This is a genomic window from Dactylosporangium maewongense (assembly GCF_039531485.1).
Lineage (GTDB): Bacteria > Actinomycetota > Actinomycetes > Mycobacteriales > Micromonosporaceae > Dactylosporangium > Dactylosporangium maewongense.
On record NZ_BAAAQD010000005.1, the window covers coordinates 59,791 to 74,774 of the forward strand.

Annotated in this window: 14 protein-coding genes; 11 read left to right on the plus strand and 3 right to left on the minus strand. The window is 72.6% G+C overall.

The annotated features are described in order from the left end of the window. The first annotated feature begins 31 nt into the window (after positions 1 to 31). The 9 genes from ABD332_RS14550 to ABD332_RS14590 are packed head-to-tail and all read left to right on the plus strand — an operon-like array spanning position 32 to position 8,790. On the plus strand, positions 32 to 943 hold the full coding sequence (locus ABD332_RS14550) for a phytanoyl-CoA dioxygenase family protein (RefSeq protein WP_425552212.1): 912 nt from the start codon (positions 32 to 34) through the stop codon (positions 941 to 943). Between the two features lie 20 nt (positions 944 to 963). After that, complete coding sequence (locus ABD332_RS14555) at positions 964 to 1,764, plus strand: DUF3050 domain-containing protein (protein ID WP_344502399.1); 801 nt, start codon at positions 964 to 966, stop codon at positions 1,762 to 1,764. A gap of 31 nt (positions 1,765 to 1,795) precedes the next feature. Next, complete coding sequence (locus ABD332_RS14560) at positions 1,796 to 2,761, plus strand: thiamine pyrophosphate-dependent dehydrogenase E1 component subunit alpha (RefSeq protein ID WP_344502401.1); 966 nt, start codon at positions 1,796 to 1,798, stop codon at positions 2,759 to 2,761. After that, positions 2,761 to 3,753 carry an alpha-ketoacid dehydrogenase subunit beta gene (locus ABD332_RS14565; protein ID WP_344502402.1) on the plus strand — a complete coding sequence of 331 codons (993 nt, stop codon included), beginning with the start codon at positions 2,761 to 2,763 and terminating at the stop codon, positions 3,751 to 3,753. Before ABD332_RS14560 ends, ABD332_RS14565 begins: the two co-directional genes overlap by 1 nt. A gap of 4 nt (positions 3,754 to 3,757) precedes the next feature. Next, complete coding sequence (locus ABD332_RS14570) at positions 3,758 to 5,398, plus strand: class I adenylate-forming enzyme family protein (protein WP_344502403.1); 1,641 nt, start codon at positions 3,758 to 3,760, stop codon at positions 5,396 to 5,398. Then, positions 5,391 to 6,773 carry a condensation domain-containing protein gene (locus ABD332_RS14575; protein ID WP_344502404.1) on the plus strand — a complete coding sequence of 461 codons (1,383 nt, stop codon included), beginning with the start codon at positions 5,391 to 5,393 and terminating at the stop codon, positions 6,771 to 6,773. Before ABD332_RS14570 ends, ABD332_RS14575 begins: the two co-directional genes overlap by 8 nt. Continuing rightward, positions 6,770 to 7,696 (plus strand): 3-oxoacyl-[acyl-carrier-protein] synthase III C-terminal domain-containing protein, encoded by a 927-nt coding sequence (locus ABD332_RS14580; protein ID WP_344502405.1) that lies wholly within the window; start codon positions 6,770 to 6,772, stop codon positions 7,694 to 7,696. The genes ABD332_RS14575 and ABD332_RS14580 overlap by 4 nt, the downstream gene beginning before the upstream one ends. Positions 7,697 to 7,723: 27 nt before the next feature. Next, positions 7,724 to 8,008, plus strand: a complete 285-nt coding sequence (locus ABD332_RS14585; protein WP_344502406.1) for an acyl carrier protein — start codon at positions 7,724 to 7,726, stop codon at positions 8,006 to 8,008. Positions 8,009 to 8,010: 2 nt separating this feature from the next. Continuing rightward, complete coding sequence (locus ABD332_RS14590; RefSeq protein WP_344502407.1) at positions 8,011 to 8,790, plus strand: 2-hydroxy-acid oxidase; 780 nt, start codon at positions 8,011 to 8,013, stop codon at positions 8,788 to 8,790. A gap of 1,245 nt (positions 8,791 to 10,035) precedes the next feature. Here the strand turns inward: ABD332_RS14590 and ABD332_RS14595 are convergent. Genes ABD332_RS14595 through ABD332_RS14605 form a run of 3 tightly spaced genes read right to left on the minus strand, consistent with a single transcriptional unit; the run spans position 10,036 to position 12,532 of the window. Then, complete coding sequence (locus ABD332_RS14595) at positions 10,036 to 10,911, minus strand: aminoglycoside phosphotransferase family protein (protein WP_344502408.1); 876 nt, start codon at positions 10,909 to 10,911, stop codon at positions 10,036 to 10,038. After that, entirely contained in the window at positions 10,896 to 11,831 is a 936-nt protein-coding gene (locus ABD332_RS14600; RefSeq protein WP_344502409.1) for an alpha/beta hydrolase, read from the minus strand. The genes ABD332_RS14595 and ABD332_RS14600 overlap by 16 nt, the downstream gene beginning before the upstream one ends. A gap of 2 nt (positions 11,832 to 11,833) precedes the next feature. After that, complete coding sequence (locus tag ABD332_RS14605; RefSeq protein WP_344502410.1) at positions 11,834 to 12,532, minus strand: SGNH/GDSL hydrolase family protein; 699 nt, start codon at positions 12,530 to 12,532, stop codon at positions 11,834 to 11,836. A 64-nt stretch (positions 12,533 to 12,596) separates the two neighbouring features. On the opposite strand from ABD332_RS14605, the gene ABD332_RS14610 reads away from it, so the two are divergent. Both ABD332_RS14610 and ABD332_RS14615 read left to right on the plus strand, forming a co-directional pair. Beyond that, positions 12,597 to 13,709: an alpha-hydroxy acid oxidase gene (locus ABD332_RS14610; protein ID WP_344502411.1), complete on the plus strand. Its 1,113-nt coding sequence runs from the start codon at positions 12,597 to 12,599 to the stop codon at positions 13,707 to 13,709. Next, positions 13,710 to 14,984: an aminotransferase-like domain-containing protein gene (locus ABD332_RS14615; protein ID WP_344502412.1), complete on the plus strand. Its 1,275-nt coding sequence runs from the start codon at positions 13,710 to 13,712 to the stop codon at positions 14,982 to 14,984.

The window sequence follows — 14,984 nt, forward strand, 5'->3', positions numbered from 1 at the left end:
TCCTACTCCTGAAAGGACATAGACCTTGACCATCTCGCCCACGCAGACGTTCGCGCTGACCGACGACGAGCTCGCGCTGCTGCCGTCGGACGACGACGTCGAGCACTACGCCCAGCACGGCTGGTACCTGTCCAAGAAGATCTTCACCGACGACGAGGTCGACGAGCTCGTCGCGGCGAGCGAGCGGTACTACGCCGGTGAGCGGTCCCGTTCGTTACCGACCCGGCCGCCGCGCCTCGCCTACTGGGAACCGTCCAAGGGCGACGTGCAACGGCACAACGACTACGTGCACTACGAGAGCGACGCGCTCGCGCGGATCCTGCGCAAGCCGCTGCTCGGCGCGGTCGCCGCGCGGCTGGCGAAGGCCGACGAGATCCGCGTCTTCCAGTCGACGCTGATCTACAAGCCGCCGATCGCGGGCGAGCCCAGCAACGTCGTGCCGTGGCACTTCGACCGGCACTACTGGGCCTCGTGCACGTCGGAGAGCATGCTCACCGCGTTCATCCCCTTCCATGACTGCGACGAGGAGATGGGGACCATCACGATGGTCGACGGCTCCCACCGCTGGGAGGAGATCGGCGCCGACGACACCACCACCCGGCACTTCGCCGAGCGCGACAACGACGACCTGGAGGTGATGCTCTCGGACAACGCCGCATACAACAACGCCACGGTCACCAAGGTCCCGATGATCATCCCCAAGGGTCACATGAGCTTCCACCACTGCCGCACGTACCACGGCAGCGGCGCCAACCGCAGCGACCGGCCGCGGCGGGCGATCTCCTTCCACCTGCAGGACGGCGCCAACGCGTTCCGCCCGTTCCAGCTCAGCACGGGGGATCTCGTGGCCTACAACCACGACGTGCTGGTGCGACGGACCGAGGACGGCCGTCCCGACTACTCCGACCCCGAGTACTGCCCCGTGCTGTGGCGTACGGCCTAACACACTTTCAGGAGGCTCACATGTCCCGATACGACTGGGGTCAGCGGCACCCCGGCATCGACCGGCTCGAGGCGCTGATCGCCGACGCCCGGACCGACGTCGTCACCCACCCCATCTACGCCCGCCTGGACAGCCTGCCGGCGATCCAGACGTTCCTGGAGCACCACGTCTTCGCCGTGTGGGACTTCATGTCGCTGCTGAAGTCGCTGCAGCGCAACCTCACCTGCGTCGAGGTGCCGTGGATCCCGACCGGGCCGACCGGCAGCCGGCGGCTCATCAACGACATCGTCCTGGTCGAGGAGAGCGACGAGCTGCGCGGCGGCTTCATCAGCCACTTCGAGCTGTACCTGCTCGGCATGCAGGAGGCCGGTGCCGACACGACCGTCATCGACACCTTCATCCAGCTGCTGCGGGACAAGACCCCGGTGCCGGCGGCGATGGCGGCCGCGGGCGTGCCCGAGGCGTCGGCGGAGTTCGTCGGGCTCACCTGGCACCTCATCGACACCGCGCCGATCCACTGCCAGGCGGCGGCGTTCGCGTTCGGCCGCGAGGACCTGATCCCCGACATGTTCCAGCAGGTGGTGAAGGTCAACGAGCAGGGCGGGCAGCTCGGCACGTTCGTCGACTACCTGGAGCGGCACATCGAGGTCGACGGCGAGTTCCACACGCCGATGGCCATGCAGATGGTCACCGACCTCTGCGGCGACGACGAGAACAAGTGGAACGAGTGCGTGGAGACGATCAACCTCGCCCTCGTCGCCCGCGCCAAGCTCTGGAGCGGCATCCTCGCCAAGATCGACGAGAAGGTCCTCGCGGCCTAGTCCGCGGCTCTTTGTCCTGAAGGAGTACCACGTGACTGACGCCGCCGGGCTGTACCGGACGGTCCGCCTCATCCGACGGTTCGAGGAACGCGCGATCGAGCTCGTCCGGGACGGCACGATCGTTGGAGGGATCCACCCGTACATCGGGCAGGAGGCGATCGCGGCCGGCACCTGCGCCGCGCTGCGCCCCGGCGACGTCATCACCAGCACGCACCGCGGCCACGGGCACGTCCTGGCCAAGGGCGCCGACCCGGCCCGGACCCTGGCCGAGCTGGCGGGCCGGGCGACCGGCCTCAACGCCGGCCGGGGCGGCTCCATGCACGCCGCCGACTTCGGCCTCGGCATCCTCGGCGCCAACGCGATCGTCGGCGCCGCCGTGCCGATCGCGACGGGCGCGGCGTGGGCGGCGCGCCGGGCCGGCAAGGACCTCGTCGCCGTCACCTACTTCGGTGACGGCGCGGTCAGCCAGGGCGTCGTCCTGGAGACGATGAACCTCGCGTCGCTGTGGAAGGTGCCGGTGGTGCTCGTCTGCGAGAACAACGGCTTCGCCACCACCACCCGGGTCGAGCAGGCGGTGGCCGGCTCGATCACCGGCCGGGCCGAGGCGTTCGGCATCCCGGCGTCCACAGTGGACGGCAGCGACCCGGAGGCGGTGCTCGCCGCGGCCACCGAGGCCGTCGAGCGGGCCCGCGCCGGCGGCGGCCCCTCGTTCATCGAGTGCGTCGCCTACCGATTCGACGCCCACCACACCTGGGAGCACGCGGCGCGGCCGCGGTACCGCACCGACGACGAGGTCGCGCTCGGTGTCCAGCGCGACCCGGTGGCGCTGCAGGGCTCCCGCATCCCGGAAGCGGACCGGGACCGGATCGACGCGGAGATCGAGGCGCTGCTCGACGAGGCGGTCCGGTTCGCCGTCGACAGCCCGCTGCCGGACCCGGCCGGCGCGCTCGACCACCTGTACGCGGACGGCCTGCGGGCCAGGGCGGGGGTCTCCTGATGCCGAACCTGTCGTATCTGAAGGCGCTGAACCGGGCGCTGACGACCGAGATGGCCGCCGACCCGAGCGTGGTCGTGTTCGGCGAGGACGTCGGCGTCGCGGTCAGCAACGTCACCACCGGCCTGCTCAAGAAGTTCGGCCCCGAACGGGTCGTCGACATGCCGATCTCGGAGCAGGGGTTCACCAGCTTCGCGACCGGCGCCGCGATGGCCGGCCAGCGCCCCGTGATCGAGTTCCAGATCCCGGCGCTGCTGTTCCTCGCGTTCGAGCAGATCGCCAACCAGGCCCACAAGTTCTCGCTGATGACCGGCGGGCAGATCAACATCCCGGTCACCTACCTGCTGCCGAGCTCCGGCTCCCGCGGCGGCTGGGCCGGGCAGCACTCCGACCACCCGTACAGCCTCTTCGCCCACGTCGGCGTGAAGACGGTCGTGCCCGCGACCCCCGCCGACGCCTACGGCCTGCTGCTGACCGCGATCCGCGACGACGACCCCGTCATCATGTTCGCCCCCGCCGGCGCAATCGGGGTCCGCGACGACGTCGACTTCGCCACCCTCGCGCCGGTGCCGCTCGGCGTCGGCCGCGTCCACCGCCCCGGCGACGACGTGACGGTCGTCGCGGTCGGCCACCTCGTGCACGACGCGCTCGCCGTCGCCGAGGAGCTCGCCGGGACCGTGTCGGTGGAGGTGTTCGACCCGCGGACGCTGCACCCGTTCGACTGGGCCGGGCTCGCCGCGTCGCTGGAGCGCACCGGCCGGCTCGTCGTCGTCGACGACTCCAACCGCTCCTGCGGCATCGGCGGGGAGATCCTGGCGACCGCCGCGGAACAGATGCGCCTCATCGCGCCACCGAAACGGATCACCCGACCCGACGGCGCGGTGCTGCCGTTCGCCCGGGAGCTGGACCTGGCGCTGCAGCCGACCCGCGCGCAGATCCGCACCGCCGTCGAGCAGGTGGCGAAGCTTTCGTTCCCCACGCAGACCGAGGAGTAGACCCATGGCGTCCACGAGCATCCGGGCGGCGCTCGCCGCCGACCCCGACGTCGGTGCCGGCAACGTGCTGCACAAGCTCATCGAGCACGGCGCGGCGCTGGACGGGCCGGGCATCGCGTTCGACGTCGACGTCGACGGCTTCCCCGCCTGGCAGGGCCTCACCCTCGGCGAGCTGCGCGACCGCGCCGCGGCCAGGGCCGCCTGGTTCCAGGCCAACGGCATCACCCGGCGCGACCCCGTCGCCGTCTACGTGACCAGCAGCGCCGACTGCTTCCTCAACTGGATGGGACTGGTCTGGCTCGGCGCGATCCCCGCCCTGATGAACCCGAACATCGCCGGTGACATCGCCGTCCAGTACATCGCCAAACTGCGCGCGACCGCGCTCGTCACCGACGCCGCCCACCTCGAGCGGCTCGCCGGCGCCGACGTCGGCATCCCCGTCATCGACGCCGCCGACACCGGCACCGGCGACCCGGCGCAGGCGCCCGCGCCGTTCCGGCACCACGCCGACGACCCGATCGCCATCACCCATTCCTCCGGCACCACCCGCATGCCGACCGCCGTCGTGCACTCGCACGCCAGCCTGTTCCACGCCACCCGCAAGATCCGGCTGAGCGGCCCGAGGGCCCAGGGCACCGAGCGGATCCTCAGTGCCCTGCCAGCCCCGCACGCGGCCGGCATCATGACCATCAACCACGCCCTGAGCAACCGGTCGGACCTGCTGTTCCTGTCGCAGCAGAGCGACGGCGGCGCGGTGCTGGACGCGATCGAGCGGTGGAAGCCGACCGGCGTCTTCGGCTTCGCGGTCACCTGGTCGGAGCTCGCCCGCTTCGACCTGACCCAGCACGAGATGGACTCGGTGTCGCTGTGGTTCAACACCGGCGACTGCGCGCACGAGCCGCACATCCGCAACCTCGTGAACGTCGGCAGCCACAACACCGTCACCCGCTCCGCCGAGGGCCGTCCGGTCGTCCAGCGGGTCAAGGGCTCCAGCTTCGTCGACGGGCTCGGCTCGACCGAGATGGGGCACTCCGCGTTCCACATCACCCACAGCCCCGACACCGAGCGCTACGGCCGGTGCGTCGGCGTGCCGCACGTCTTCGCCGACGTGGCGCTGCTGGACACCACGACCGGCGAGGAGGTGCCGGTCGGGCAGGTCGGCCACTTCGGCCTCAAGTCCCCGACGCTCGCACCCGGCTACTGGAACGACCACGCCAACACGTACAAGCACCGGCTCAACGGCTACTACCTCACCGGCGACCTGATGTTCCGCGACGCGGAGGGCTACTACTACCACGTCGACCGGGCCGTCGACTCCGTCGACCTCGGCGGCGGCAACTGGCTCTACACCGCCATGTCGGAGGAGCAGATCCTGCGCGCGGTGCCCGACGTGCGCGACTGCACCATCGTGTCGTTCAAGACCGGCGCCGGCGTCGTGTCCGACGTGCTGCTGTCGCTGCACGAGAGCGCCGACCCGACGGCCGACCACACCGCCGCCGTGACCGCCGCGCTCACCCCGGCCGCGGCGGCGACGCTGCGGAAGGTCGTCGTGTTCCCCGACGAGAACATCGTCACCGGCCCCACCGGCAAGGTCCGCAAGTTCCTGATGCGGCAGCGGCATCTCGCCGAGTTGGCGAATGCCTGACACGTTCCTGCCGGCCCCACCGCTGGTCGCGACCACCCGGATTCCGGTGCGGTTCGACGGCGAGGGGGCCGGGACCGGTCCGCTGTCGTGGGGGCAGCTCGGGATCTGGCAGGACATGGTCCGCCAGCGCTCCTGGCTGCCCATCGGCGGCTGGGCCCCGGTGGCCGAGGGGGCGACCGTCGAGGACCTCGCCGACGACCTGCGCTGGGCGATGCGGCGGTACCCGACGTTCCGCACCCGGCTGCGCTTCACCGACGACGGCGCCCCGCTGCAGGCGGTGGCCGGGTGGGGCACGATCGGGCTGGACGTGTTCGACGTGCCGCCGGGCGCCGACCCGGCCGCGTTCACGGCGTCGGTCGACGCGCAGTACCGGGCGCGGCCCTACGACTTCGTCGAGGAGTGGCCGGTGCGGATGGGGGTCGTGCGGGTGGACGGCGTGCCCGCCTACCTGTCGACGGTCACCTGCCACCTGGTCACCGACGGGTTCGGCGGCCTGCTCATGCTCCGCGAGGTCGCCGCCCTGCGCACCGACCCGCCCGGGCCTACCAGCGGCCTGCAGCCGCTGGCGCAGGCGCAGTGGCAGGCGTCGCCGGAGGGGCGCAAGCAGTCGGAGAAGGCGCTGCGGCACTGGGAAAAGATGCTGCGGCAGCTGCCACCGGTGACGCCGCCGGCCTCCCGGCCCGGGCCGCGGTTCCACCGGGGCACGTTCGTCTCGGCGGCGCTGTACCGGGCGACCCACGCGGTGTCCGTCGTCTTCGACATCGACACGTCGCAGGTCCTCATGACGTTCCTGGCGCTCGCCGTCACCGCCCAGACCGGTGACGGGCGGCCCGCGATCATCCGGCCCATGGTGGACAACCGGTTCCGCCGCGGGCTCGGCGACGTCGTGGCGATGGTGGCGCAGCGCGGGATCTGCGTCGCGGACGTCGCCGGGCTGTCCTACGAGGAGGCCATGCGCAGGACCGGGATCGCGGCGATGCTGGCGTACAAGTGGGCCTACCACGACCCGGCGGCGGTCGCTGCCGTGTCCGCGACCCTGTCCGCCTCCCTGGACGTCGACCTCGACGCGGGCGTCTGGTTCAACGACCGGCGGACGATCAGCAGGCAGATGTTCCCCGGCTCCGTGCCCACCGCCGAGCAGGTCCGCGACGCCGCACCGGGCGTGTTCACCTGGACCGTCGCGCAGGACGACCCCTACGACCCGCTGAGCATCGACGTCGACGACTCCCCCGGCGAGTTCCAGTTCACCTGGTTCACCGACACGTGGCGGACGCCGCCGGCCCGCGTGGAGGCGCTCGCCCGGGCGGTCGAGGCGCTCGCCGTACAAGAGGCGCTGACGGCACTGGAAAACTTCGCCGGAACGGAGACGCCGTGACCGCTCTCGCCGCCATCGGCACCTATGTGCCCCCGGACCGCGTGCCGATCGAGTCGCTCGCCGACGAGTTCGAGCTCACGCCCATGCAGCTGCGGGTGTTCCGCCGCTACCACAAGCTCGGCTCCGCCGCGCAGGCGCCGGACCTGTCCCTCACCGAGCTGCTCGGCCTGGCGGTCGCCGACCTGCGGCTCACCACCGAGCAGACGGCGCGGATCCGGTACGTGCTCTACGCGCGGACGTTCCCCGGCGTGGCGCCCTACCCGTTCAACCCGCTGCACGAGGTGTGCCGGACGTTCGGGCTCCAGCACGCCACCGCCTTCGCCGTCGGGCACCACGCGTGCGCCTCCGGGCTGCTCGCCGTCGACCTCGCCGGGCGGCTGCTCGCATCCGCCGACCCGTCCGCGCTCGCGCTCGTCCTCACCGGGGAGAAGGCCTTCACCGGGGAGGCGCGGTTCGTGCCGGAGACGTCGATGTTCGGCGAAGGGGCGGCGGCCTGCCTGGTCTCCGCCGCCGGCTCTCGGGACCGGCAGCTGTCCTACGTGGCGGACCTGCGCGGCGAGTTCGACGGCGAGCTGGAGGAGGTCGCGGGCGAGTTCCAGCGGATCTACCACGACGCGCTGGGCGCCGCCGTGACGTCCGCCGTCGAGCGCGCGGGGCTGACCCTGCCGGACATCGCGCTGATCCTGCCGCACAACGTGAACGTGGTGGCCTGGCAGCGGGTGTGCAAGCGGATCGGCTACCCGCTCGACCAGGTGCTGCTCGACCACGTCGCCGACTACGGCCACGTCTTCTGCGCCGACGCGTTCCTCAACCACCGCACCGCCGTGCAGCGCTCGCTGCTGCGCCCCGGCGACCACTACGTCATCGCCGCCGCGGGCGCCGGCCGCGGCGCGACCTTCTCCGCAATGGTCTTCACGCACTAGGTTCTGGCTTTCTTGAAGGGGTTTGTCATGAGCGACACCACGACCATCGACCCGGACCTGCGCCAGCAGGTCGTCGACACGATCTGCGAGCTGCTGCCCCGCGTGCTGAAGCGGGAGGTCACCGGCGCGTCGGAGACCACCACGCTCATGGACGACCTGGGCATGAGCTCCACCACCGGCCTGGAGCTGGTCCTCGAGCTGGAGGACAAGCTGGAGCGCGAGATCAGCGTCGAGGACATGGGTCGCGACAACTTCGAGACGGTCGGCAGCCTCGCCGACTACGTCGCCGGAAACCTGCTGCCGGAAGAGTGAGCATGCCCGCTCTCCACGACGACCGCTGGGGTCTCCGGCGCGCGGTGTCGCGCCGGTACCCGTCGCCGGCCGCGCTCGCCGCCGACCCCGGGCACGCCGCCCGGCTGTCGACGTACCTGACCGACCTGCTCGCCCCGTACGACCTCACCGTGGCCCGCGACTCGTCGTCCGCCCAGTCCTACGGCGAGATGGCCGTCGAGCTGCTGCCGTCCTCGCCGGTCGACCTGCTGGTGCTCGCCTACGACGTGCCGGACGTCTCCCCCGGCCGCGCCGTCAGCACCTACCTGACCCACGTGTGCCCCGGCAAACCGATGTCCTTCGCCGTCTCGGACCAGGGCCGCGCGGCGGCCTTCACCGCGCTGTCGCTGATGCGGACGTATGCCGCCACCCACCCCCGGGCGCTGCTCATCGCCGTCGAGCAGGCCGACCTGCCCTACGACCCCGGCGTGCCGCTGTCGCTGCCCGCCGCCCACGCGGGCATCGCCCTGCACCTGTCGGCCGCCTCCCCCGCCCCGCTCACGACGGTCACCACCCTGCCCGACGCGGCGCCTTCGCTGAGCGTGCTCGACGGCCTGTCCGCGACGACCGTGATCCTCGGCGGCGGTCTGGCGGCGCTCGCCGACGACGTGAAGGCCGACCGGGTCGTCCTCGCCGACCCCGCCCAACCGATGACCGGCGTGTGGGAGGCCCTGGCGGGGCTCGACCTGGCGACGGCCGGCCGGATCGCGGTCGCCGACCACGACCCCACCCTGCACTACCTGTGCGCGGCGACCTTCGGCTGAAACCTGCGCGGCGACCTTTCGGCTGAGCCTGTGCGCGGCGGCGGCCTTCGGAGAGCGACCTCCGACTGAGCCCGCTCGCCACCCGAACGGCCGCGCTCCGCCGACGGCAGCGCATCGTCGCGCTCGGCCAGCGCGGCCTTTCGCGGCCCGCCGCCGCCAGTCCCGTCCGGTCGCTCCGCCAACGGCCGCGGCCACACTGCGCACCAGCGTCGCCCGTCCCATCCAGGGCTGCGCTGCTGCGCACCGGGCGGCGACCGCAGCCCCGTGTCGTGCCACACGGGCGCGGCGACAGGTCGTGCCACGGGCGGCGCCGCCGAATTGGCATGGTCAGGCACGGCGACAGCCGGTCTCGCGTCACACGGGCGCGACACCTACCGCCTGAGGCAGTACGCGGTGGCCTTCGGCTAAGACCGCGCGCTGCCACCGGCCGACGTCGCCCGCCGCGCATGCACAGCCGCAGCCGGACACGCCGGCCTTCAGCGAACCTCCAGAACCTGACCATGCCCATTCGGCGACGCCGGTCGCCGCGACCGTCCTGCCTCGAACGATGTGGCGCGTCGTCCCGGGCCACATCGTGCTTCCACCGCGCGTACGCGACGCTTGCGCTGCGCCGCACGCGCACAGCCCCATCGCGACGCTTGCGCTGCGCCGCACGCGCACAGCCCCATGTGGTCGCGGCACGTGCGCCACCCAGGCACGACCGCTGCCGGCCGGCAACGCGCCTCGCTAGCGTGCGGCAACGTGCCGTTGTGCCGGCGGCACGCCACCCGAGCGTCGTTGCGCCACGTGCGGCCACCCCGGCACGCGGCCACCCAGGCGCGCGGCCACCCAGGCGTGCGGCGCTCCCACTTGCGCAACGTCGCCGGCCGCACCCGAGCCGCCACCCAGGCAACGGCCGCTGTCGGCCAGGGACGCACGCCACGTGGGAGCGTGGCACCGTGTCGTCGCACCACGCGCACCACACACGCACGGCCGGTGCGCCACGCGGACGCGACCGTGGATTGGTGTGGCACACGCGCGCGACCGCGGGTTGGTGCGTCACACGCGCGGACGCTGGCGGCAGCTGAGGTTCGGGGCAGGTGTCGTCGTCGGGTCGGCCGCCCGTACAGGGCTCGATAGGCGGGTCCTGGTGTCGGGCTGGCCGCTTCACTCCACCGTACCTGAGGCTACCTAATTGATCTCTAAGGTCGTCACCAGGCAATGACGCACTGTACCTGCCGCTGAGCCTGCGGGCCAAAGCGCAGGTCAGGTGGGGCGCAGGAGGTGGGCGACGTCGAGGGCGCGGGTCAGCGGGCCGCCCGTGTCGGCGGTCCAGACCGAGGACAGGACGGCCTTGACGAAGCCCCACGCGGCCAGGCGGTCCTCGGGTTCGCCGAGCGCCGCCGACAGCTGGCGCAGGCGGGCCGGGACGAGGGCGGTCAGGGCCGGGTCGCGGTCGTCGGGGTGCGGGTTGAACAGGATCGAGCCGACCTCGTAGCCGGGGTCGCCGACCAGGCCGTGCGGGTCGATCGCCAGCCAGGGGGCGCGGGTGCCGGCGAGGACGTTGTCGTGGTGCAGGTCGCCGTGCAGGACCGCCTCCCGGGACGCCGACGCGCACAGGGAGCGCATGAGGGCCGCGGCCTGTGAGACGAGGCCGGCGGGGACCGGGCCGCGGTGCCGGTCCAGGGCACCCACCTGCGACAGCACCGGCGGCAGGCCGTGCGACGCCGGCGGCGGGACGTGCAGCTGCCGCATCAGGTCCGCGAGGACGGCCATCGCCGCGGGGTCGTCGGCGGGGACCAGGTCGCGGAGGCGGTGGCCGGGGGTCACCTGCTCCAGCAGTATGGCGCCCCGGGTCGCGTCGAACCGCAGCGGCCGGACGGCGCCGCGGCCGTCGAACGCCCTCAGGGCGGCCGCCTCGACCTCCAGCTCGAAGCCGACCTTCAGAACGGCGGGCGTGCCGTCGGCCTGCCGTACCGGCGCGACGTAATGGAACGTGAGGTCGTAGGGGGCTTCGAGGACGAGGTCCCAGTCGGCGGCGAGGCCGTCGAGCAGGGCGGGCAGGCCGGCGAGCCAGCGCTCGCCCTCGGCGCCCCAGACGCCGGTGACGTTGCGGGACAGGGTCGTCAGGATCCGAACCACGCCCTCAGCTGCGCGGCGGCCTGGGCCAGCGCGACGCGGGCGCCGTCGACGACGCCGGCCATCGTGAAGAAGCCGTGGGACATGCCGTCGTAGCGTGCGAGCGTGACGGGGACCGCGTCGTCGGCGAGCCGCTTCGCGTAGCGCTCGCCCTGGTCGCGCAGGGGGTCGAACTCGGCGGTGATGACGAGCGCGGGCGGCAGGCCCTTCAGTGTCTCGGCCCGCAGCGGCGACGCGAGCGGGTTCTCGGCGTCGTCGGCGTCGATGAGGTAGTGCTTGCGGTACCAGGCGACGGAGTGGTGGTTGAACTGGTACGGGTCGGCGTTGTCCCGCATGGAGTCGTCGTCGGCGAGCTGGTCGGTGTTCGGGTAGACGAGCAGCTGCCCGGCGAGGGTGAGGTCGCCGGCCTCCTGCGCGATGAGGGTCGCCGCCGCGGCCAGGTTGCCGCCGGCGCTGTCGCCACCGACCGCGATCCGGGCCGGGTCCGCGCCGAGCGTCTCGGCGTTGCCGGCGACCCACTGCACGGCGGCCCAGCAGTCCTCGATCGCCGCCGGGAACGGGTGCTCGGGCGCGAGCCGGTATTCGGGGACCACGACCAGGCAGCCGGCGCTGTTGGCCAGGGTGCGGCTGATCCCGTCGGCGGTGTCGATCGTGCCGAGGACCCAGCCGCCGCCGTAGAAGTACATCAGGACGGGCAGCGGGCGGTCGGCGGACGGCCGGTACACGCGGACCTGCATCCGGCCGCCGGGCCCGTCGATCCAGTGGTCGGTGACCTCGTGGACGGGCTCTGGGTCGCCGCCGCCGGCCTTGATGGACGCGAGGTCGTCGGCGCGCGCGTCCTCGAGGGTCATCTTGTACAGCGGTGTGGCGCCGTCGCGCTCGCGCCGGTCACGCATCGCCTGCAGCTGCGGGTCGAGTGGCATCTCTACGCTCCCTGGATCTCACGGGACAGGCGGCGGATCATCTCCGCCGCGGCGATGGCGTGGCTGCGACCGTTGCCGTGCAACCCGTCCGCGCCGGTGAGGACCTCACCGAGGGCGATCGCCGGGTGCGTGGCGAGGTCGACGTGGATGGTGCCGAGCGTCGCGGCGAGCGCGGCGGTGCGGCGGCCCAGCAGCGTCATCCTGCGGGAGAACGCGGGGCCGAGCCACGCCGGCATCGACGGGTACTGCGGCATCACGAACAACGACACGGTCATGACCTGGGCGCCGGCGTCCTGCAGCGGGCGGACGATCGCGGTCAGCGTCGTGTCGACGGCGTCGGCGCGCGACTCGTAGCCGGGGCGCATCGCGTCGTTGGCGCCGCAGATGACCAGCGCCAGGTCCGGCCGGAACTCCAGCGCCGGGCCGAGCTGGGTGTCGAGGACCTCGGCGGCGCGCAGGTTGCGCCGGCCCAGGTTCAGGGACGCGAGGCCGGGGCGCTCGTGCAGCAGCTCCGCCCGCACCCGGTCGGGGAACGCGAGGGGATGGTAGCCGTCGACGGGGTCGATGAGGCCCTCCGCGACGCTGTCACCGAGGATCGCGAACCGGTGCCACGGGTGCCCCGCGAGGAGCGCGGTGGCCTCCCCGGCGGCGAGGCAGAACGGGTCGGAAACTTCGGCGGTCAGCATGCTGTCGGTGCCCATGCAAGCCTTTCGGCTCCTGTCGGTCGTGGCGTGGTTCCGATAGGCTACCGCCTATGGAGCGCCGGTGACACGATCGAAGACCGGGCCGGTCTTGACCGCCTCCGACTATCAGCACCTCGCCCGGGAGCTCGTCGACGCGGACGTGTGGGACTTCATCGAGGGCGGCGCCGAGTCCGAGCGCACCCTGCGCGCCAACGTCAGCGCGTTCGACCGGCTGCGGCTGCGGCCCCGGGTCATGACCGACGTGTCCACAGTCGACACCGCCGTGTCGCTGTTCGGCGCCGGCCACCGGACCCCGATCGGCGTCGGGCCCACCGCGTATCACCGGCTCGTCAACCCCGAGGGCGAGGTCGCCACGGCGCGGGGTGCGAGCGCCGTGGGCGCGCTGTTCGTGGTGAGCGTCTTCGCCAGCAGGTCCCTCGAGGACATCGCGGCGGCGTCCGACGGTCGGCTGTGGCTGCACCTGTACTGGTTCCGCCGCCGCGAGGTGATGACGGGCCTGATCCGGCGGGCCGAGGACGCCGGCTACACGGCGCTGGTGCTCACCGTCGACGCGCCCCGCATCGGCCGGCGCTGGCGCGACATGCGCAACGGGTTCGCGATCGGCGGTGACGTCGCCGCCGTCAACATCGACGCGGCGGTCATGGCGCTCACCCACCACAGCGACGTCGGCCACTCCGCGATCGCCGACCACGCCGCCCAGTCCTTCGACGCCGCCGTCACCTGGGCCGACCTGGCCTGGCTGCGGTCGCAGACCAGGCTGCCGATCGTGCTCAAGGGCATCCTGACCGCGGAGGACGCGGCCCTGGCCGTCGAGCACGGCGCGGACGGGGTCGTGGTGTCCAACCACGGCGGCCGCCAGCTCGACGGCGCCGTCGCCAGCCTCGAGGCGCTGCCCGAGGTCGTCGACGCGGTCGCCGGCGCGATCCCGGTGCTGTTCGACGGCGGGGTCCGCCGCGGCACCGACGCGCTCGTCGCGCTCGCGCTCGGCGCCCGCATGGTGCTGCTCGGCCGGCCGCCGCTGTGGGGGCTCGCGGCCGGCGGCGCCGACGGGGTCGAAGGACTGCTGCGCACGACGACCGATGAGCTGGCGCACGCGATGGCGCTCGCCGGCCGCCCGCGCCTCGCCGACCTGGACCGGTCGGTGCTGCGGGCCCGACCTGGAGGCGAACTGTAGATGGTGGAGCTGTCCCGCGAGGCGTTGCACGTGTCGGTCTCCGACCCGGTGTCCACCTCGATGAACTTCCTCAACGAGGTCGCCGGCCGGTTCCCCGACGCGATCTCGCTCGCCGCGGGCCGCCCGTTCGACGAGTTCCACTCCGCCGCCGACGTCGACAAGCACCTGCAGGCGTACCTGACGCACCTGCGCGAGAGCGGCATCAGCGACGTGCAGAGCAGGGTGCTGCTCACCATGTACGGGCGGACCAACGGCCACATCGGCGGTCTCATCGCCCGCATGCTCGACGTCGACGAGGACATCCGGGTCCCGGACGAGGCCGTCATGGTGACCGCCGGATGCCAGGAGGCGATGGTCATCGCGCTGCGCGGCCTGTGTGCGGGCCCCGGCGACGTCGTGCTCGCCGCCGAGCCCTGCTACGTCGGCTTCACCGGCGCCGCCCGGATCCTCGGCATCGACGTGGTGCCGGTGCCGGAGTCGCCCGACGGGCTGCGACCGTCGACGGTCCGCGAGGTCGCCGCGGCGGTACGGGCCGGCGGCCGCACCCCGAAGGCCCTGTACCTGGTGCCGAACTTCGCCAACCCGTCGGGTGTGTCGCTGCCGGTGGCGACCCGCCGGGCGCTGCTCGACGTCGCCGCCGAGGCCGACCTGCTGATCCTGGAGGACGACCCGTACGGCCTCTTCGGCCTCGACGACGAGCCCCGGCCCACGCTGAAGTCGCTGGACACCGACCAGCGGGTCATCTACCTCGGCTCGTTCGCCAAGTCGTACTTCCCGGGCGTGCGGGTCGGGTTCCTCGTCGCGGACCAGCCGGTCGTCGACGCCGCCGGGCGCCGCACCGTCCTCGCCGAGGAGCTGTCGACGGTGAAGAGCATGCTCACCGTCAACACCTCCGCCCTCTCCCAGGCCGTCGTCGGCGGCATGCTGCTGGACAGCGGCTTCAGCCTCCGCGGCGCCAACCAGGCGAAGATCCAGTTCTACCGGCAGAACCTGCGGACCCTCCTCGCCGCGCTGGAGCGGCACTTCAGCGGTGGGCCCGTGCGCTGGAACAGCCCGAGCGGCGGCTTCTTCGTCGTCGTCGACGTGCCGGTGGACGCCTCCGAGGAACTGCTGGAGGTCTCGGCCCGCGAGCACGGCGTGCTGTGGACCCCGATGCGCTTCTTCTACCTGGGCGACGGCGGCAGCCACGCGATCCGGCTGTCGTGCAGCGCCCTCGAACCGGCGCAGGTCGACGAGGGTGTACGGCGCTTCGCCGGCTTCCTCGCCTCGGTCTGA

What these genes read in the sequence shown, in the direction of transcription:
- ABD332_RS14555 (WP_344502399.1), top strand. Translation starts at nt 964, where the DNA reads ATGTCCCGATACGACTGGGGTCAGCGGCACCCCGGCATCGACCGGCTC.
- ABD332_RS14565 (WP_344502402.1), top strand. Translation starts at nt 2,761, where the DNA reads ATGCCGAACCTGTCGTATCTGAAGGCGCTGAACCGGGCGCTGACGACC.
- ABD332_RS14570 (WP_344502403.1), top strand. Translation starts at nt 3,758, where the DNA reads ATGGCGTCCACGAGCATCCGGGCGGCGCTCGCCGCCGACCCCGACGTC.
- ABD332_RS14575 (WP_344502404.1), top strand. Translation starts at nt 5,391, where the DNA reads ATGCCTGACACGTTCCTGCCGGCCCCACCGCTGGTCGCGACCACCCGG.
- ABD332_RS14585 (WP_344502406.1), top strand. Translation starts at nt 7,724, where the DNA reads ATGAGCGACACCACGACCATCGACCCGGACCTGCGCCAGCAGGTCGTC.
- ABD332_RS14590 (WP_344502407.1), top strand. Translation starts at nt 8,011, where the DNA reads ATGCCCGCTCTCCACGACGACCGCTGGGGTCTCCGGCGCGCGGTGTCG.
- ABD332_RS14600 (WP_344502409.1), bottom strand. Translation starts at nt 11,831, where the DNA reads ATGCCACTCGACCCGCAGCTGCAGGCGATGCGTGACCGGCGCGAGCGC.
- ABD332_RS14605 (WP_344502410.1), bottom strand. Translation starts at nt 12,532, where the DNA reads ATGGGCACCGACAGCATGCTGACCGCCGAAGTTTCCGACCCGTTCTGC.
- ABD332_RS14615 (WP_344502412.1), top strand. Translation starts at nt 13,710, where the DNA reads ATGGTGGAGCTGTCCCGCGAGGCGTTGCACGTGTCGGTCTCCGACCCG.